The sequence below is a fragment of the Flavobacterium sp. FG139 genome (assembly GCF_057809695.1).
This window is the reverse complement of sequence record NZ_JBMDKL010000001.1, coordinates 258,452-279,141: the sequence shown is the minus strand read 5'-3', so window position 1 is coordinate 279,141 and position 20,690 is coordinate 258,452. Positions and strand designations below refer to the sequence as shown.

Annotated in this window: 15 protein-coding genes; 7 read left to right on the top strand and 8 right to left on the bottom strand. The window is 33.5% G+C overall.

All coding sequences use genetic code 11. From position 1 onward, the window contains the following. The first annotated feature begins 20 nt into the window (after positions 1-20). The gene (gene ettA, locus ACODSI_RS01280) at positions 21-1,715 is read left to right on the top strand and encodes an energy-dependent translational throttle protein EttA (protein ID WP_488915027.1); all 1,695 of its coding nucleotides are present in this window, start codon (positions 21-23) and stop codon (positions 1,713-1,715) included. A gap of 178 nt (positions 1,716-1,893) precedes the next feature. After that, positions 1,894-4,023 carry an ATP-binding protein gene (locus ACODSI_RS01275; RefSeq protein ID WP_488915026.1) on the top strand — a complete coding sequence of 710 codons (2,130 nt, stop codon included), beginning with the start codon at positions 1,894-1,896 and terminating at the stop codon, positions 4,021-4,023. On the opposite strand, the gene ACODSI_RS01270 is transcribed toward ACODSI_RS01275, so the two are convergent. Both ACODSI_RS01270 and ACODSI_RS01265 read right to left on the bottom strand, forming a co-directional pair. Further along, positions 4,020-5,270 carry a DEAD/DEAH box helicase gene (locus tag ACODSI_RS01270; RefSeq protein WP_488915025.1) on the bottom strand — a complete coding sequence of 417 codons (1,251 nt, stop codon included), beginning with the start codon at positions 5,268-5,270 and terminating at the stop codon, positions 4,020-4,022. The genes ACODSI_RS01275 and ACODSI_RS01270 overlap by 4 nt on opposite strands. A 254-nt stretch (positions 5,271-5,524) precedes the next feature. Next, positions 5,525-6,568 carry a formimidoylglutamase gene (locus ACODSI_RS01265; protein WP_488915024.1) on the bottom strand — a complete coding sequence of 348 codons (1,044 nt, stop codon included), beginning with the start codon at positions 6,566-6,568 and terminating at the stop codon, positions 5,525-5,527. 97 nt (positions 6,569-6,665) lie between these two features. Between ACODSI_RS01265 and ACODSI_RS01260 the strand changes: the two genes are divergently transcribed. Continuing rightward, positions 6,666-7,550: a hypothetical protein gene (locus ACODSI_RS01260; RefSeq protein WP_488915023.1), complete on the top strand. Its 885-nt coding sequence runs from the start codon at positions 6,666-6,668 to the stop codon at positions 7,548-7,550. A gap of 45 nt (positions 7,551-7,595) precedes the next feature. Here ACODSI_RS01260 and hutI read toward each other — a convergent pair whose 3' ends face one another. Further along, on the bottom strand, positions 7,596-8,831 hold the full coding sequence (gene hutI / locus ACODSI_RS01255; RefSeq protein WP_488915022.1) for an imidazolonepropionase: 1,236 nt from the start codon (positions 8,829-8,831) through the stop codon (positions 7,596-7,598). Between the two features lie 68 nt (positions 8,832-8,899). On the opposite strand from hutI, the gene corA reads away from it, so the two are divergent. Then, on the top strand, positions 8,900-9,970 hold the full coding sequence (gene corA, locus ACODSI_RS01250; protein WP_488915021.1) for a magnesium/cobalt transporter CorA: 1,071 nt from the start codon (positions 8,900-8,902) through the stop codon (positions 9,968-9,970). A gap of 98 nt (positions 9,971-10,068) precedes the next feature. Beyond that, positions 10,069-10,236, top strand: coding sequence for a hypothetical protein (locus ACODSI_RS01245; RefSeq protein ID WP_488915020.1), 168 nt, complete (start codon positions 10,069-10,071; stop codon positions 10,234-10,236). Between the two features lie 64 nt (positions 10,237-10,300). Here the strand turns inward: ACODSI_RS01245 and ACODSI_RS01240 are convergent, their stop codons facing one another. Continuing rightward, on the bottom strand, positions 10,301-12,772 hold the full coding sequence (locus tag ACODSI_RS01240; RefSeq protein WP_488915019.1) for a TonB-dependent receptor: 2,472 nt from the start codon (positions 12,770-12,772) through the stop codon (positions 10,301-10,303). A gap of 99 nt (positions 12,773-12,871) precedes the next feature. Beyond that, positions 12,872-13,213: an arsenate reductase (glutaredoxin) gene (gene arsC / locus ACODSI_RS01235; protein WP_488915018.1), complete on the bottom strand. Its 342-nt coding sequence runs from the start codon at positions 13,211-13,213 to the stop codon at positions 12,872-12,874. A gap of 67 nt (positions 13,214-13,280) precedes the next feature. On the opposite strand from arsC, the gene ACODSI_RS01230 reads away from it, so the two are divergent. Both ACODSI_RS01230 and ACODSI_RS01225 read left to right on the top strand, forming a co-directional pair. Beyond that, positions 13,281-14,225, top strand: coding sequence for a CPBP family intramembrane glutamic endopeptidase (locus ACODSI_RS01230; protein ID WP_488915017.1), 945 nt, complete (start codon positions 13,281-13,283; stop codon positions 14,223-14,225). Next, a complete protein-coding gene (locus tag ACODSI_RS01225) occupies positions 14,218-15,264 on the top strand; it encodes an AMP-binding protein (RefSeq protein WP_488915016.1) in 1,047 nt (348 codons plus the stop codon). Before ACODSI_RS01230 ends, ACODSI_RS01225 begins: the two co-directional genes overlap by 8 nt. Before the next feature lie 34 nt (positions 15,265-15,298). On the opposite strand, the gene ACODSI_RS01220 is transcribed toward ACODSI_RS01225, so the two are convergent. From ACODSI_RS01220 to ACODSI_RS01210, 3 genes are all read right to left on the bottom strand, one after another. Then, the gene (locus tag ACODSI_RS01220) at positions 15,299-16,921 is read right to left on the bottom strand and encodes a M1 family metallopeptidase (protein WP_488915015.1); all 1,623 of its coding nucleotides are present in this window, start codon (positions 16,919-16,921) and stop codon (positions 15,299-15,301) included. 47 nt (positions 16,922-16,968) lie between these two features. Continuing rightward, complete coding sequence (locus tag ACODSI_RS01215; RefSeq protein WP_488915014.1) at positions 16,969-18,636, bottom strand: pseudouridine synthase; 1,668 nt, start codon at positions 18,634-18,636, stop codon at positions 16,969-16,971. Between the two features lie 266 nt (positions 18,637-18,902). Beyond that, positions 18,903-20,531, bottom strand: a complete 1,629-nt coding sequence (locus tag ACODSI_RS01210) for an acyl-CoA carboxylase subunit beta (protein WP_488915013.1) — start codon at positions 20,529-20,531, stop codon at positions 18,903-18,905. Positions 20,532-20,690 lie beyond the last annotated feature (159 nt).

Below are 20,690 nucleotides of genomic sequence, written 5' to 3'. Positions count from 1 at the left end.
TTCAATAAAAATAAAATACAATGTCAGACGATAAGAAAGTAATATTCTCAATGCAAAAATTGAGTAAATCCTACCAAGGAAGTGATAAACAAGTGTTGAAAAACATTTATTTGAGTTTCTTTTATGGAGCCAAAATAGGTATTCTAGGACTAAACGGTTCTGGAAAATCATCGTTATTAAAAATTATAGCTGGAGTTGATAAAAATTACCAAGGTGATGTGGTTTTTCAACCCGGATATACGGTTGGTTATTTAGAGCAAGAGCCTCAATTGGATGATGATAAAACCGTTATTGAAATTGTTAAAGAAGGTGTGGCGGAAACCGTTGCAATTCTTGAAGAATTCAACAAAATTAACGATATGTTTGGCTTGCCAGAAGTCTATGAAGATGCTGATAAGATGCAAAAACTAATGGATCGTCAAGCCGATTTGCAAGATAAAATTGATGCTTCGGGCGCCTGGGAATTGGATACTAAATTAGAAATTGCTATGGATGCATTGCGCACTCCAGAAGCCGATACGCCAATTAAAAACTTATCGGGTGGAGAACGTCGTCGTGTCGCTTTATGCCGTTTGTTATTGCAACAACCTGATGTATTATTACTTGACGAACCTACCAACCACTTGGATGCAGAAAGTGTACTTTGGTTAGAACAACATTTAGCACAATATGCTGGAACTGTCATTGCAGTAACGCACGATAGATATTTTTTAGATAATGTTGCGGGTTGGATTTTAGAATTGGATCGAGGAGAAGGTATTCCGTGGAAAGGAAATTATTCTTCTTGGTTAGATCAAAAATCGAAACGTATGGAGCAAGAAGAAAAAACAGCTTCCAAACGAAGAAAGACCTTAGAGCGTGAGTTAGACTGGGTACGACAAGGTGCCAAAGGTCGTCAGACAAAACAAAAAGCACGTCTTCAAAACTATGATAAGTTGTTGAATGAAGACCAAAAAGAATTGGATGAAAAATTAGAAATCTACATTCCAAACGGCCCTCGTTTAGGAACTAATGTTATTGAAGCTAAAAATGTTGCCAAAGCATTTGGAGATAAATTATTGTATGATGATTTGAATTTTACATTGCCACAAGCTGGAATTGTTGGAATTATCGGTCCGAATGGTGCTGGTAAATCCACTATTTTCAGAATGATTATGGGTGAACAAGAAACAGATAGTGGAGTATTTAGTGTGGGTGAGACAGTCAAAATTGCTTATGTAGATCAAGCACACTCTAATATCGATCCTAATAAATCCATTTGGGAAAACTTTTGTGATGGTCAAGAATTGATTATGATGGGTGGTCGACAAGTTAATTCAAGAGCCTATTTATCGCGTTTCAACTTTGGTGGAAGCGAACAAAACAAAAAAGTAGCGACTTTATCGGGTGGTGAACGTAATCGTTTGCATTTAGCCATGACTTTGAAAGAAGAAGGAAATGTATTGTTATTAGATGAGCCAACCAATGATTTGGACATTAATACTCTTAGAGCTTTAGAAGAAGGATTGGAAAACTTTGCGGGTTGTGCTGTAGTAATTTCGCACGACAGATGGTTTTTAGATAGAATTTGTACCCACATTTTGGCTTTTGAAGGCGATTCTCAAGTATACTTCTTTGAAGGAAGTTTCTCTGAATATGAAGAAGGCAAGAAAAAACGACTGGGAGGCGATTTAACACCGAAACGTCTTAAATATAAAAAGTTAATTAGAAATTAATTACATTTGTTTAAATATCCCAATTAAGTTTGGGATTTTTTTTGAAGTTTTAAATAATCATACAGTATCAACTATTTAGTGAATTTTGAAATTTAATAAAAATACAGTCCTTTTCTTTATTCTAACCTTTGTCCAGTTAGTGTATTCTCAGGTGCCTGCAAAGAAACAAATTGAGAAAATGCTTACTGAAGCTGGAATTGCTTTTGCCGATTTAGATGTTGACAAATCTTTAAAACTCTCCAAATTAGCCTTAAACAATGCCTATATCATTAAAAACGATGCTTTAATGGCGAAAGCATACAACATCATTGGTTTAAATTTTGAAGAGTTTTACAATCCAGAGAAAGGAGTTTTATATTACAAAAAAGCTTTATTTCATGCCAACAAAGCCAATAATGATTCTATTAAAGATTGGGTGAATAACAATTTTGGAAACTATTATTCGTATAGAAAAAACAATTTTAAGCAAAGTATTGTTTATTATAAAAGAGGCCTTTTTTTTGCAGAAAAAATCAAAGATTCTGTTGAAATAATGTACACTAAGCTGAATATCTGTTCAGCGTATTTTGCTATACAAGATTATAAAAACGGAATTCCATTTTTAGAGAGTGTAAAAGATTATGTTCTAAAAAGTGAAGAGTTGGAAGCTAAAATGAGTTTGTGTACCATGTACGGATCGTATTACAGCTTTTACAATCAAAATCAAAAGGCGGAATTGTTTTTTAATGAAGCAATTAATTTAGGGAAACAAAATAAAGCGCAACTTTTAGATTCTAATTTATGTGAGGTTTATAACGACTTTTCGAATTATTATAAAAAAAATAAAAACTACGAAAAAGCCTTATATTACTTAAATCTTCATAAAGATTTAAAAGAAAAAGTTTACAATGAAGAGCGAACCAAAAAAGTAAAATTGGCAGGAAACGAAATTGAAATTGATGAATATCAAAGACAAATCAATAAAATTGAAGGTGAAAAACACGAACAATCTAAAGATTTAAAAGAATCAAAATTGATTGTATTACTTTTTGTAATCATCCTATTCATTTTGTTGCTATTACTATATTCATTATATAAAAATAACAATTTTAGAGAACAATCCAATAAAGAATTACAACAATCCAATAAAGAATTACAACAAGCCAACGAAGAGTTAAAAATAGCTAAAGAAAAGGCCGAAGAAGCTTCTCAATTGAAAACCCAGTTCGTGTCCACAATAAGTCATGAATTGCGAACGCCTTTATATGGAGTAGTAGGAATTACCAATATCATCATCGACGAGCATAAAGAACTTTCCAACAGTCCGCACTTAAATTCTTTAAAGTTTTCAGCGCGTTATTTATTATCATTGGTAAATGATTTACTTCAGATTAACAAAATCGAAGAAAATAAAATTACGCTTGAAAACATGATTTTTAACATTACCGATGAAATCAAAACTATAGTAGATTCATTGGAATTTATTGCTGTGAAAAACAACAACAAACTCATTTGTGAAATTGATCCAAACATTCCTGAGTTTTTGATAGGTGACAAACTTCGACTTTCTCAAGTTTTTATGAATTTAGTAAGTAATGCCTTGAAATTTACAAAAGACGGCGAAGTTAAAGTCAGTGCTGTACAAGAAAAAATTGAAGGTTCTCGGCATTACATTCACTTTAAAGTTGAAGATAATGGTGTAGGAATCGCAAAAGAAGATCAAGAAAAGATTTTTGAAAAATTCGTCCAAATTGAACGTAAAGAAGGTGACTACCAAGGCACTGGTTTGGGGTTGTCAATTGTTCAAAAACTGACGGAACTTTTTGGTAGTGAAATTCATTTGAAAAGCCAAGAAGGTGTTGGAACTACATTTTCCTTTACCATTGGTTTTGAAGCCGATGAATCTAAAAAAAATGAAATTATCAATAATATAGTAGTCGATTTATCATCAAATCATTTCTATAAAATATTAGTAGTAGAAGACAATAAAATCAATCAAATTGTTACCAAGAAAATATTAGAAACTAACAATTTCAAATGTACCATTATGGAAGATGGTTATGCAGCAATTAACCTTTTAGATTCGGAAAACTTTGACGTAATTTTAATGGATATCAACATGCCAATCATTAATGGATTTGAGACTACAAAACTCATTAGGAAGAAAGGAATAACGATTCCTGTGATTGCTTTGACAGCCTTTGACAAACAAGAAATTACCGAACAAGCGCTGTCTTGTGGCATGAATGATATTATTATTAAACCATTCGAACAAGCCAAACTATTTCAAGTGATAAACAATCTTATCAATAAAAAAAACGTTGATTAATACCAACGTTTTTTATTTTTTTTAGAAGCATCCGACTTCCTAGAATTTGAAGTATTTTCTTTTTTCTTATTCCTCAAATCAGGTTTTGCATCCGGATTAGGAACTTCATCAGTATACGGATAAGGATGATCCGAAACGACTTTTATATTCATTCGAATTAACTTCTCAATATCTTTCCAATACGGTTGTTCATCTTTAGCACAAAACGAAATTGCTAATCCTGAATTTCCAGCACGGCCCGTTCTTCCAATGCGGTGCACATACGTTTCCGAAATATTAGGAATATCAAAGTTGATTACATAGGGTAAACTTTCAATGTCAATACCTCGAGCTGCAATATCGGTAGCGACCAAAACAGAAATTTCTTTATTTTTAAAAGCATCTAAAACGCGTTGTCTTGCATTTTGCGATTTATCTCCGTGAATGGCTTCGGCGGTCACTCCATTTTTCTTTAGGGCTTTTACCACATTATCGGCGCCATGCTTGGTTCTAGTGAAGACCAAAACGTTTTCGATTTTATCATTTCTAATGATGTGGTATAACAATTTTCGTTTGTCTTCTTTACCAACAAAATAAACCTTCTGATTTACTTTTTCAGCTGTTGACGAAACTGGATCTACCGAAACATATTTAGGTTTGGTTAAAAAGGTATCGGCCAATTCACGAATTGCCATGGGCATAGTTGCCGAAAATAAAAGCGTTTGTCGGTTGTCGGGCGTTAATTTTACAATTTTTTTGACGTCGTTAATAAAACCCATGTCTAGCATTTGGTCGGCTTCATCAAGCACTAAGAAATGCAAATGGTCTAAGTCGATAAATCCTTGCTTGTGTAAGTCTAATAAACGACCTGGTGTAGCAATAAGAACATCGATGCCTTTTTTAAGTTGATCCACTTGTGGCACCTGACTCACGCCACCAAAAATTACCATCGAGCGAATGTTGGTGTATTTACCATACGTATTGAAACTCTCATCAATTTGGATGGCTAGTTCACGTGTTGGAGTAACCACTAAGGTTCTAATCAATTTTCTTTTGGCAGAAGAACCCACAATTCGATGTAATGAATTGATAATAGGAATCGCAAAAGCAGCCGTTTTTCCGGTACCGGTTTGCGCACAACCCACTAAATCGGTTCCTTCTAATATAATTGGAATGGCTTGCTGTTGGATAGGAGTAGGCGATTCATATCCTTCTTCGGTTAGCGCCTGTTGTATGTTTTTTAATAAATTTAAATCGTTGAATGTCATAATATACTATCTTCTAAAACAATTGGTGTTCTGAAGTTTTGGTTGCAAAGATAGGTTATATTTATTAAAGCCAAGATTTACGCCTTAAATAGAGCGGTTATAAAATTGTTAAAGATGTATTTCCTATTATCTATGACCTTTACAAAAGACACAAACTAACTAGCCCTGATAGGAGCAAGTTACCAACGAAGTAAGGTAACGCGGATAGCAGGAATGAGGGTTACAAGAAATTCCAAACCATTCGCTTCTAATGATTAACCAATGCTAATTTCGGTTTTTGCTTTGATGAAATCGGTGACCAAGTAGCCAATTAATTTTCCAACCAAATGGGTGTTTTTATCATGATCTAAACTTGGTGCGCCTTCGCAAATGTGAATGTAGGAGGCGTTTTGATGTTTTCCGAAGAAGTAGATGAATTGACGTAATTCTTCGACCGAGAAACCGCTTAAAGTCATAGCACTACACGGAATATTAGGTATTGAATCTAAGTCGATTTCAATTCCGTAGTAATCATTTTTTATAAAGTCTAACGCAAACTGCATTTCGATGTTGAAATCTTTGGTGCGTTTGATTTTCATACTGTCATACGTATTGTATAAAACACGCTCTTTCAAGGTTTTGAGTTTGTCTAAAACGCTTTTTGACGTATAACTGTGGTGTAATCCAAAAATGAAGTATTTTTTAAGAAAACCTTCTTCAAAAGCATACGAAAATCCGTTACCGCTGTGACGACCTTCCAAAATTCTAAAATCGGAATGGGCATCAAAATTAATCGCGTTTATGGGTTTTCCTTTGGCTAATGCGGTTCCTTTAATATTCCCATACGCATTGTTGTGACCGCCACCAATTACAATTGGAATTTTTCCAGCTTTGACAATGCTAGCAATAATATGAGAAACTTCTTTATCAATTTTTACTACTAATTCGCTCAGTTTTTTGCGATCAGCAGTGACATTAAAGTCGAGATTTTTAACCAACTCCATTTCTTCGGCGACATCTAAATGTCCTAAAACTACTAGTTGCGATCCTTTACAAAAGCGATTATGTTGTATGTTCGCAATACTTTTTATAGCGCTATCCCAAGCCGAATCGGCTCCAGGACGACCGTAATTAGCTCTAATACCAATATCTTCAGGAATGCCGAAGAGAACAAATTTTTGCTCACAATTCGTTAAAAATGCTACAACCTCTTGTTCTTTGGGAATGGTTACCATTTTTTCTCCAAACTTTACTTCGCCACTTCTGTGGTTGGTAATCTTAGATAAATCGGTACTTGTAAAGCGAATCAGTTTTTCCATGGAGTAAATCTTTGCCTTCAAAAATAATATAATTATATAAATTAACGTTATACAAATAAAATTTATTAAATTTGTTAAAATAAATAATTCGACCCAAATGGAAAATCAAAAAAGCAATTCATCGTTAAAAGCCATAATCATGGTACTTTCTCTACTGTTGTTAGGGAGTTTGTTTTATATTTTTAAGTTGACGACAGATACTAAAACACTTCAAACGGAAGTAGCTTCCACTAAAACAGAAAAAGAAAATGTTTTAAAAGATTTACAAGAACTTAAAGCTACTTATGATGCAGCAATAGCAGAAAACACTTCAATGTCTGACGAATTAATTGCTGAAAGAGAAAAAGTGGTTGGTTTGATGGCTCAATTAGAAAAATCAAAAGGTGATGCCGCTTCAATGGCAAAATACAAACAACAATTCTTAGCACTTCAAACTAAAATGAACTCATTAATGCAAGAAGTGGATGTGTTGAAAAAAGAAAATAAAACGCTTACAACTAATTTAGATAGTACTAAAGTGGTTTTAGCTGATTCTAAAAATTACAATCAAGTGTTGGTTGGACAAAATGAAGAATTGTCTAAAACAGTTGAAAAAGGTTCTAAATTATCGGTGTTAAATTTAAAAACAGGTGCTTACAAATTGAGAAGTTCTGGAAAACAAATTGAAACTGATAAAGCGAGTAGAGTTGATATTTTAAAAATTAGTTTTACAATTGCCGAAAATAGTATTGCAAAATCGGGTGATAAAACCTATTATGTACAAGTTATTGACAGCAAGAGCAATGTATTAGGAGATAAAGCTACCATGAACTTTGGAAGTCAATCGCTAACATACAGTTTTACTACTACTGTTAAATATGAAAATAAAACCGTTCAAGTATCGCAAGATTTACCGGGTAAAAACTTTGAAAAAGGTACGTATTTCGTAAATGTATTTGACAAATCGGAATTGGTTTCTAAATCAAGTTTTACCTTGAAATAATCAAATTCATAAAGAATAGAAAAGGCACGAATTTCGTGCCTTTTTTTATATCGTTTTACCAGCAATAATAACCTGCTCAATAAGGTTGGTACCAAAAGCATAAGGCAATTGATAAAAAGAACTAATTTTCTTAGTAATAATTAGATTCGCTTTTTTACCTACAGTAATACTACCATGACTTTCTGAAATTCCCATAGCGTATGCAGCATTAATAGTAGCCGCATTTATAGCTTCTTCAGGTGTCATTTTCATTTTGATACAAGCGGTTGCCACTACAAAATTCATATTGCCTGATGGAGTAGTGCCTGGATTGAAATCGGTTGCCAAAGCCAGTGGCAAACCAGCATTCATCATTTTTCTCGCAGGCGTATAGGGAATACTGATAAAATAGGAACACGACGGAAGTGCAACAGGCATAGTATCGGTATTCTTCAAAGCTTCAATATCTTCATCAGTAACTACTTCCAAATGATCAACAGATAAAGCATTATGTTTTACACAAGCCTTAATACCGTTTATAGCATTGAATTGATTGACATGAATTTTAGGAATTAACCCATACTTTTTTCCAGCTTCCATAATGCGTTCGGTTTCTTCTACTGAAAAATAACCCGTTTCACAAAAAGCATCGATGTAATCTGCAAGATTTTCAGCTGCAATTTTAGGAAGCATTTCGTTGATAATTAAATCGATATAACCCGAATGATTTTCTTTAAATTCGATAGGGAAGGCATGAGCACCAAGAAAAGTAGCTTTAATTGGTAAATCATAATTTTTAGAAAGTTTTTTAATTACGCGAAGCATTTTGAGTTCGCCTTCTACTGTCAATCCATATCCCGATTTAATTTCGACAGCACCAGTTCCTTGTTGCATCACTTCCTCGAGTCGAAGTTTAGATTGTTGGTACAGTGCTTCTTCGGAAGTTTCGTTTAATTTTTTTGCCGAATTTAGTATTCCACCACCGCGATTGGCGATTTCTTCATAACTCAATCCGTTAATACGATCTACAAACTCTTGCACACGATTGCCAGCGTAAACTATATGAGTATGACTATCACACCAAGTAGGAAGTACTACTTTTCCTGTAGCATCAATTGTTGCATCAACACTACTTTTAGGGCAATTTTCCATCGTACCAAAATCGGAAATCAAATCATTTTCAATCAGTAAAAAGGCATTTTTTATAGAAGGTAGTACTGCCATTTCAGCTCCTGAAACCTTTCGTATTGAGGAATCTCTAATTTGCAATAATTCTTGTATGTTAGTAATTAAGGTTGTCATGCATTAAATTTTCGTAAAATTACTTTTTAAAAAATTATTATTTCTAAATTTAGACAAAATTTGTTTCTGTGAGAAAAATAAAATACAAAAAAGGAAAAAAGGTTCAGCCGGCAATGCTAGAATATACAGGTGTTCATAAATATACACAAACCGAAAGTCAGTTGTTTGTGTATGACGATTTGGATTTGGCTGAATTCCATGAATTTGATGTGAATGAGATCGAAAAACATGTAGATTACACTAAAATTAATTGGTTGAACGTGCACGGATTGAATGATCCTGAGTTTATAAAGCGAATTGGCGATTATCTGAATGTGGATAATTTTATGCTTTCCGACATTTTAAATACTACCAAACGCACCAAACTTGACGAGTATCACGATACCTTGTTTTTTAATATCAAATCGTTATTGCCCGAAGAAGATTCCAATGATATTAAAATGGAGCAAATCAGTTTCTTATTGAAGAACGGAATTCTGGTTTCATTTCAAGAAAAGCGAAGTGATTTTTTTACGCATATTAGAGAACGAATCCGAACTCATTCGGGAATTGTTAGAACTAAAAAAGCCGATTACTTACTGTTTCTATTGTTGGATGCCATTATGGAAAACTTTTACATAACCATTGAAAATGAAGAAGATAAAGTGGAAGAACTTATAAATTTATCTAAACATAGTACCGATTTAGCCATATTAGAACAAATAGAAAAGCATCGGGATAATTATAATTTTTTGAAACGAGCGATCATTCCGTTACGGGATTCTTTGTATTCGATTAAAAGCATCAAAGACGACAATGTTTTTGATGCTATAGAAGCCAATAACTTTACTTTTTTTGAGCGATTGCACCAAAAATGTTTGGAACTTTTAGAACAAATTGAATACGATTTAACCACTTTAGAAAGCGCTTCCAATTTCTTTTTTTCAACGCAAAGTCACAAGATGAACGAAGTAATGAAAACCTTAACGGTAGTTTCTGTTTTCTTCATGCCACTAACGTTTATTGTAGGTGTGTATGGTATGAATTTTGACAATATGCCAGAATTGCATTGGGAACACGGATATTTTACCGTTATGGGTTGCATGTTAGTTTTACTAATTGGAATGATTTATTATTTCAAGAAAAAGAAATGGTATTAGCATTGTTAAAAAAGTAGTTAATAATTATTTCAGTTTTATTGGTCAATAAAAATATATGAATTACCTTTGAAACGAATTCACAAATAATTCCGGAAAACATGTTTGAATTTCAACAGTATTTAGGTTTCTTACTTTTCTTGACCATTTTAACCATCGGTTTTTGGTTGATGATTTTCTTAATTCACTTCGTATTCTATTGGATATTTGGTGCTACTAGAGAGTTGTTAAAAGAGAGAAGAGAAAAAAGAGCATTAGAACAAGCTTAATATAGTTTTGTTTTACAATAAAAAAGCCCCAAATTGGGGCTTTTTTTATTACTCATTAGTTTCTTTATCCTGGAAAGTCGCCACCATCGCCACCATCAGAATCTTTTTTAGGTTGTTTTTCTTTCTCATTTTTTTGTTTGTTAAAACGATAAGTAAACGAAAGTGTGATTTGTCTTTTTCTCCATTGCATTTCTGAATAGGAATCTATTTGACCTGGAATATAGGTATACATTTTTCTTTTTCTAGAATTGAAAACATCGTTTACATTCAAAGCAATTGTTCCTTTATCTTTAAGCACATCTTTACTGAATCCAAGGTTGGCTGCAAAAATTCCTAACGTTTTACCTTGAGCAGAAGTTTGAGGACCGTTGTAGGTTAAGTTAGTTTGCCAATCAATTTTATTTGGAAAAGTAACTTTAGAGGTTAATCGTGTAAACCAGCTATAATTAGTATTGTTTAGATTTTGATACCCTGCTAATAAATTGTTGGAAGCATCTCTGTAAGTGTAATTAAAATCTCCTTTTATTTCACTTCTAAAGAAATTAAAATTACTATTCAATTTCCACCATTTGTATGGAGAATAGTTTAAAGTAAATTCGAATCCTGTTCTAAATTCGTTAGCAATATTAATGAATGTGGAAGTAGTAATTGGAGTTCCATTTGAATTCAAACCTTCAATATAACGAACCATTTGTGTTGTATTGTTTGTTTTGTTGTAATATGCAGAAGTATTAAAGGTTAGTTTATTCCAACGTTTCAAGAAGCCAAAATCAAATGCATCTGTTCTTGATGGATCTAAATCTGGGTTTCCTCTAAAAATGTTAATGCTACTTGAATAACTACTAAAAGGATTAATTTCTCTACCTCTTGGTCGATTTATTCTTTTACTATAATTTAATGAAACACTTGTTTTATCATTGATTTCGTAGGTAAAAAAAGCGCTTGGAAAGAAGTTGTTGTATTTTTTATTTTTATAAATTTCAGAAGTAAGCTGATTGATATCGATGTTAGAATCTTCATAACGCATACCGTAAAGCATCGATAACTTGTTGAATTTAGTTCCGAATTGAGTGTATAAAGCGTTTATTTTTTCTTTATACTCCAAAACATTTGTAAAAAAAGGATTAACAACGCCATTGTTTTGAACCGCATAGTCGGTTGTTTGTGAAGTAAAACTACCTCTGTAACCTGCTTCAAATTGACTGTTTTTTCCAATTGGTAACACGTAATCCGTTTGCAATAAGTTACGTATTTGCTTTTGATTATTTTTAGTGGCATCAAAATTCACTGTACTAGAATTGGACGTAATATCTGTAATTCCAGCCAAATCTTTGTCATTATTCAATGAAAAAACACCGTCAAAAGTTAATTTATGACCTTGTTTTTTAAAGTTTTTAGTCAAATTTGTACTGTATTCTATATTTTCACTTTTGGTATTGTCAAGATTATCACGATTTCTCAGATAGGTAAAATTGTAATTAGAATCGTAATTGTTTGAAAAAACATTTTCCTCATTATTACTTATATTTCTTCTGTAGTTTACAATGTTTGACCAAGTAGTTGATTTGTCTAAATACCAATCAATACCAAAGTTTCCATTATAGCCTTTATTGATTCTAGAGTTATCTCTATTTTCATTGATATAACCAGTTGCGTCGTTAGTGCTATTTAAATATTTGGTATTGTTAATCATTGTTCCCGGGTTACTTCTGTAATTATAACCTTGAGAAGAATACATGTTGAAATTTTCGGATTTAAAATTAATATTAGCCGTTAGACCTTGATTAGAGGGATATCCACCAGTTGCCATAACACTACCATTCAATCCTTTATTTTTTCCTTTTTTGATTAAAATATTGATAATTCCACCACCTCCTTCTGCATCATAACGAGCAGATGGATTGGTAATTACTTCAACTTTATCAATAGCATCGGCAGGAATTTGACGCAAAGCATCGTTAATGTTAATCGCACTTGAAGGTTTGCCATCAATTAAAATTTTCACATTATCGTTTCCTCTCAAACTAATATTTCCTTCAACATCAACAGCAACAGAAGGAATGTTGTCTAAAACATCACTTACTGTTCCGCCTTTAACCATTAAATCTTGGCCTACATTATAAACTTTTTTATCTAACTTAATTTCAACCGTTGTTTTCTCTGAACGAACAATAACTTCTTTCAATTGTGTAGCATCATCTTCTAGTGAAATGGTACCCAAATTGGTATTCTCTTTAATTGATTTGGCTTTTAATTCGGTGGGTTTAAACGAAATAAATTCCACTTTTACATTGTAAGTTCCTGGTACAGCATCAAAGCTGAAATCACCTTTAGCATCGGTAATTCCTCCAGCAACAACTTTGTTTGTAGTTGGATTAATTAATGAAATTGTGCTGTATTCTAAAGGTTGATTGGTTCCTTTTTCAATTACTTTTCCAGTTACTTTTACTTTTTTAACGTCGGGTTTTTGTTGAGAATAATTCAATAATGTGCTCCATAATAAAGCTAGCGTTAAAAAGAATTTAAGGTTTTTCATGTTAAGATGTTTTTTTGTCATGCTTCTTTAAGACAGCAAAACTAAACATTCGTTTAACCATCAAATCACAAAGGTTTGTTAAAAGTACGTTAGAAAACGTTAAAGGATGGTTTTGATTTTCTCTAAAGGCCTTGCTATTACCGCTTTTTCGCCATATACAACTATAGGACGTTCCATCAAAATTGGAAAGTCAACCATCGCTTGAATAATAGCTTCATCCGACAATTCTTTTCCTTTGTAATTGGCAATCCAAACCGATTCTTTGGTTCGAATTAATTCCATTGGAGGAATGCCTAATTTATTTAGAAGGCTTTTCAATTCTTCATAGGATAATGGATTTTCTAAATATTTCACCACTTCTATTTTGTGATTTGAGGTTTCAAGAAAAGTTAGACATTCTCTTGATTTTCCGCAACGAGGATTATGGTAAATCGTTATCATCTTTTTTTACGTAAAATAAATAAAAATTGTAATAATTATACTATTTTAGTACAAATTAATTTGAGTTATGTTTTTAGAACAAGGTGTCAAAAAAGAAAATGAATTTTGGAAGTATTTACTGGGTTCTGTAGTTATTATTTTTGCTGCTGCCATAGGGCAAATTCCGCTTGGTATAGCAGTTGCTCTGAAAGCATATTCCTCTAAAAAAATAATTTTAAATTCAAGTGACGCCTTAAATTCATTAGATTCTAATGGGTCACTTTTTTTAATTATGATTTCGTTTCTAGTGGCATTTGGTGGTATTCTTTTAGTTGTAAAATATTTTCACCAACAAACGTTACTTGAAATTACTACTTCCAGAAAAAAAATTGATTGGAAGCGAGTATTTTTTTCTTTTGGATTATGGGCAGTTTTTACAATTATCACCACTTTAATTGCTTATTATACAAGTCCTAACGATATGATTTGGAATTTTAAGCCCATCCCATTTGCTATTTTATTTGTAATTGCATCGGTATTAATTCCTGTACAGACTTCTGTTGAAGAATTTGTCTTTAGAGGTTATCTAATGCAAGGTTTTGCAAATCTAGCTCGTAATAAATGGTTTCCATTGATGATGACTTCCATTATTTTTGGCTCAATGCATATCTTAAATCCAGAAGTAAGCAAAATGGGCTATAGCATTTTAATTTATTACATTGGAACGGGTTTGTTTCTGGGCATCATAACCTTAATGGATGACGGAATGGAGTTGGCTCTTGGTTTTCATGCAGCTAATAATTTAGTAACTGCTTTATTGGTAACCTCTGATTGGACGGCATTTCAAACAAACTCTATTTTTAGAGATGTTTCAGAACCGTCTTCTGGATTCCAAATTTTCATACCTGTATTTGTTATATTCCCATTGTTATTACTTGTTTTTAGTAAGAAATACAACTGGAATAATTGGAGAGAAAAACTGACAGGCGACATCAAAACAACAACTAATTTAAATGCAGAATATTATGATTAATCCTACTTATGAAAACGTTCACAATCATTTTAAATTAAATGGTTTTCATCTAGATAAAGAAGATTTATGCCGTGTAGCCTATAGTTTCATTAAAGAAGGAGAAGATTTTGAAAAACCAGTTGGGGATTTTCTTTTGGATTGGTTTGACAGTAAATCTTACATCGAATTGCAAACATCGGGTTCTACAGGAACTCCTAAAATCATTCGTGTTGATAAGCAAGCTATGGTAAATTCGGCTGTAGCTACTGGAGATTTTTTCGATTTGCGTTCTGGAAATAGAGCATTGCAATGTCTTCCAGTTAAGTATGTCGCTGGAAAAATGATGTTGATTCGTGCGATTATTCTTGGTTTGGATTTGGATTATGTAGCGCCGAGTTCCCATCCTATGAAAGATTTAGATGATTTGAAGTATGATTTTGTAGCGATGGTTCCGATGCAAGCCCAGAATTCTTTAAACGAATTGAAATCGGTAAAGAAACTCATCGTTGGTGGTGCACGTGTTAGTGCCTCGTTAGAAAAAGAATTGATGAAATTGCCTACCGAAGTCTATGAAACCTATGGCATGACCGAAACCATTACACACATTGCTGCCAAACGAGTAGGCGAGAAGGCCTTTACGGTGTTGCCACACGTAACAATCTCGTATGACGACAGAAATTGTTTAGTAATTCATGCACCCCATATTATTGCAGAAGATGCCATTGTAACCAATGATTTAGTCGAATTGGTCAATGAAAATCAGTTTGTTTTCCTAGGACGAATTGACAATGTGATTAATAGTGGTGGTGTCAAAATTATGCCCGAACAGGTTGAACATAAATTAGACGGTTCTATTAAACAGCGCTTTTTTATTACATCTAAAGAAGATAAAGAGTTGGGTGAAAAAGTAGTTTTAGTCATTGAAAGTGATTCGTTTGAAGTTGATCCTACTCTTTTTGAGGTATTGGATAAATACGAACGGCCAAAAGAAATCGTATTTGTGCCTAAGTTTAAAGAAACCGAAAATGGTAAAGTATTGCGAAAAGAAAGTTTAAAATAAATAAAAAAAGCGTCTCAATTAAGAGACGCTTTTTTTATTTAGAAACCTTTACATAAAATTCACTCGTTAATACTTCTACATCGTCTAACGATTTGACTTTAATTTTAGTCTTAGACCATTCGCTTGTTGGATTTAGCCTGATTTCTTCATCGTTAATTTTTATATCAACGGGCATTGCAAAACCTGGTTCTGAAGCGGTCCAACTGCAGTATAATTTGTCTTTTTCAATTTTTAAATTCAGTACTGGAATTGTAGTATAACGCAAGTATTGGTTGAAAATAGGAGTTAGATTCATGCCACTTTCGGTATTAAAAAAATCAATTACTGTTTGGGTATCGATAATTTTATGACGGAATTTCTCAGAATAATTCAAAATAAGTTTCCACCACAATTCGTCATTATTTATAACATGACGCAACGTATTTAACATCAAAGCACCTTTAGGATACATATCGCCCGAACCTTCATTACTTACTCCATAATTTCCTATAATTGGTCGATCATTCTGAACATTACGCTGTAAACCTTTACAGTATTTCATGGCTTTTTCATATCCCTTTTGACATTCAATAAAAACCACTTCGGTATATTGAGTAAACCCTTCGTGAATCCACATGTCGGCTATGTCTTTAGACGTAATACTGTTTCCAAACCACTCGTGACCGCTTTCGTGAACAATAATATAATCAAAGGTCAATCCAATTCCAGTCATCGACAAATCGGAACCTAAATACCCTTTCAAGTACTTATTTCCATAAGCTACAGCACTTTGATGTTCCATACCTAAATAAGGAGTTTCAACTAATTTATAGCCATCTTCCTTAAATGGATAGGATCCAAACTTACTTTGAAAACAAGTCAACATCGGTTTAACGTCGGCATCAAAATGCTTTTTAGCGCGTTCCTCATTATAATTTAGCACATAATAATCAATATCTAAACCGTCTAAATTATCGTGAATGTGTGCATAATTAGCAATATTAACCGTAATGTCGTAGGTGTTTATTGGATTTTTCACTTCCCAATCCCAACGCGTATAGCCGTTCTTTAGATCTTCACTACCTAATAATCTTCCATTAGAAACTTCTGCTAAACCTGTTGGAACAGCTACTTTAATAGTGGCACCATTGTCTGGTTCATCAGTTTGAGAATCTTTAACAGGATACCATAAACTCGCACCAGTTCCTTGAACAGCAACACCAACCCATGGATTGCCTTCTTTGTCTTTTTTGAAAACAAATCCACCATCCCAAGGAGCATTTTTGGCGATTAAAGGTTTCCCAGAATAATAAAAACGAATTTTTTCATTAGAATTTACCTTCAATTCAGTAGGAAAATCAATAAAGACAGCATTGAAATCTCTATTGTATTGTAGCTTTTTAGTGTTATAAACAATCGAATCGACTTGCATATTTTGAAACAAATCGATTTGAATTTTCTTTGTTTTTTCAACCACTTTGAACGAAATGTCATTATAACCTACAATAGATTTGTCATCAATATTGATTTTAATATTTAAATCATAATATTGCACATCAAAACAAGTTCGTTCTGGGCGTAATCCACCAAATAACGAATCTTTTCGGGTAAATGTTTCTTGAGCAAAAAGCGCTTGAAAACTAGTGAGAGTTAAACCAATGAGAAGTATTTTTTTCATAAAAAAAGCTATTTTATATGTTAGTAGTAAACATAACCAATTTGTTACTAAAAATCTGCTTCTACAGAAACAGTCATTATTTCTTTAGTAATGGGATGTTGAAAGGTTATGCTTTCTGCATGCAAATGCAAACGATTGGCTTTCGTCCCGTACAAATCATCGCCAACAATGGCGGTATTCAAACCTAAAGGATGTGCGGCATGAACGCGAAGTTGATGGGCTCGACCAGTAATAGGATAGAAGTAAACTAACGTTTTACCATCGAATTGTTTTATAATTTCCCATTTAGTTTGAGCGGGTTTTCCATAATCGTAACACACCAATTGATTGGGACGGTTGTCTAAATCGACACGCAACGGTAAATCGATTACTCCGTGATTTTCTGTAATAATTCCGTTTAACAAAGCTACGTATCGTTTTTTTATTTGACGTTTAATAAATTGGGATTGTAAATTTTTATGAATTTCGCTCGATTTAGCGACCAATAACAAACCCGAAGTTGACATGTCCAAACGATGTACCACTAAGGGGCCCGTGGCACTTGGATAACGAAGTTTCATTCTAGAATATACCGAATCCGTAACTTGTTTCCCAGGTACCGAAAGAAATTCCGCTGGTTTATTAACTACTACTAAGTATTCATCTTCGTAAACAATCGCAATCTCTTTTCCTATTGCGGTATTCATTTTAAACGGATTTTCATCCATCACAATGCCTTCGAGCATGTGCCCTAAAATGGGTTGGCATTTACCCGTGCATGCCGGATAAAACTGCTGGTGCTTTCGAACTTCTGATTTGGGCGATTGTCCCCACCAAAACTCAGCCATAGCAATGGGTTTGAGTTGGTGCTGAAAGGCATAATGCAACAATTTTGGTGCCGCACATTCACCAGCACCAGCTGGCGGATTTCCATCAAATAGTTCTCCTAAACTTTTTGAGTTACCATATTGATTTAGAAATGCATAATTGTAAAACAATTGTTGTTGCAAGGCATTTGATTTTTGCCTACGTTCTTCTTTTAGCAAATCAATTTTATTAGTAAAATCAGCTAATTCTTGAGAGGCAAAATCGATTTTATGATTCCAATACTGCGTCATTTTTTTAAGGGTGATGCTTTCCTTTTGACTTTCTGAATTCAATTGATTTTTGTATGTTTCAAAAGCATTGTTGTCCAGTTCTCTTTCGGCAGTAGCCCGTTGTTCTGCTCGAAGTTTTTTGCAAATTTTTATGCGGTTTTTTTGTTCTTGCAATTCAAGTTCCGCTTGATTTTTAGTGTTTTCAAAATTTTGAATACAATTCAAATAGTCAGCTGAAGCTTCTAATGCTTCAATTTTACGATTGTATTGATTTAAAACCGCTTCTTCTTGTTTGAAAAAACCATCCTCTTGCAGCATATCAAAAACGGTAGGCACAAAATACTCATGATGATTTTGAGACGCTAATTTTCCTGAAAAAGCCCATAAATAGCCTAATTCCTTTTGTTGATTTTGAACCACTAAAACACCAAACATTTTACCTATAACCAATCCGTTTTGATTTTCATCTAATCCGAAGTTATGTTTCCAATCGGTTTGATTTTGAAGGTATTGTTGCAATTCATTTGAAGCAATGATACTCAATTCATGGGGTTCGTAATAAAATGGGAAAGTAAATTTTTCAGGAATTGCAATTGCTGAAATATCGTGTTGAAAAGGCTGGAAATGGAGTAATGGCATTATTATATCTATTACAAAAAGACTAAGTCAATTCCTTTAATTACAGTATTTATTAATGTTTAATTTACAATTTGATGAACAAAACAAAATCATTTGAAGTTCCTGTTTTTTGTAAATTTGAGTGCATTAATTAAAAGTCATTTTATGAAATATCTAGTGAAATTTTTTTTCTATTCTATTTTTATGACGATTTTATTTTTGGAACACACTACGCTTCATTTGTCTTTTACCGTATTATTTTCATTGCGAAAATTCAAATTAACGCATTAAACCTGAATTACGCCTAAATTGAATTTCTTTTCAATAGGAGCGTGGTTGGCAGCCTCTATTCCCATTGATATCCAGGTTCTAGTTTCTAACGGATCAATAATAGCATCGGTCCATAATCGTGATGCAGCATAATAAGGCGAAACTTGCGCATCATAACGTGCTTTGATTTTATCAAACAATTCTTTTTCTTTTACTTCATCTACCACTTCGCCTTTCGCTTTTAAAGACGAAGCTTCTATTTGTGCTAATACTTTAGCGGCTTGTGTTCCACCCATAACGGCAAGTTCGGCACTTGGCCATGCAACTATTAATCTTGGATCGTAGGCTTTTCCGCACATAGCATAATTGCCTGCTCCGTAAGAATTTCCAACTACTACAGTAAATTTTGGCACTACCGAATTAGAAACGGCATTCACCATTTTGGCACCATCTTTAATAATACCGCCATGCTCCGATTTGGAACCCACCATAAATCCGGTTACGTCTTGCAAAAAGACTAATGGAATCTTCTTTTGGTTGCAATTGGCAATAAAACGTGTGGCTTTGTCTGCCGAATCCGAATAAATTACACCACCAAATTGAATTTCACCTTTTTTAGTTTTAGAAACGATGCGCTGATTGGCCACAATTCCGACAGCCCAACCGTCAATTCGAGCATAGCACGTAATGATTGATTGTCCATAATCGGGTTTGTACATATCCATTTCCGAATTGTCAACCAATCGTTTAATCACTTCCATCATGTCGTATTGATCGGCACGAGATTTCGGAATGATACCATAAATATCTTGTTCTTCTAATGCTGGTTTTTGAGATTTTTCACGGTTAAATCCCGCTGTATCATAATCCCCAATTTTACCCACGATACTCTTAATTCGATCTAAAGCATCTTTATCGTTTTTGGCTTTATAATCGGTTACACCCGAAATTTCGCAATGTGTTGTCGCGCCACCCAAGGTTTCGTTGTCTATATTTTCGCCGATAGCGGCTTTTACTAAGTAACTTCCAGCCAAGAAAATACTTCCTGTTTTATCGACTATCATGGCTTCATCACTCATGATAGGAAGATAGGCACCACCAGCAACACAACTTCCCATTACGGCAGCAATTTGAGTAATTCCCATGCTGCTCATGATGGCATTGTTTCTGAAAATTCGTCCGAAATGCTCTTTATCGGGAAAAATTTCGTCTTGCATTGGCAGATAAACTCCTGCAGAATCTACCAAATAAATGATAGGCAAGCGGTTTTCCATAGCTATTTCTTGTGCACGAAGGTTCTTTTTGCCTGTAATTGGAAACCAAGCACCGGCTTTTACAGTAGCGTCATTAGCTACAACAATACATTGTTTTCCTTTGATATAACCAATTTTAACGACAACACCACCTGACGGACAGCCGCCGTGTTCAGCATACATTCCGTCACCTACAAAAGCGCCAATTTCGATAGATTTTGCTTTATCATCTAACAGATAATCAATGCGTTCTCTTGCGGTCATTTTGCCTTCAGCGTGCAATTTTTCGATGCGTTTTTCGCCTCCACCAAGCTTTACTTTGGCGAATTTTTGTTTTAAATCAGATAGTAAAAGTTTGTTATGATCTTCGTTTTTGTTGAAGTTTAAGTCCATAGATGTAATGCTTGATTTTTGCTTTGCTAAAATACGAAAACGTTTTCAAAAAGAAAGTATCAATTTGAATTCTAAAAAATAATAGTGTAAAATAGGGCTTTTTTTAATTTCTTAACATTCTCTTAATATTAGATAAATACATTTGCAAAAATTTAAAAA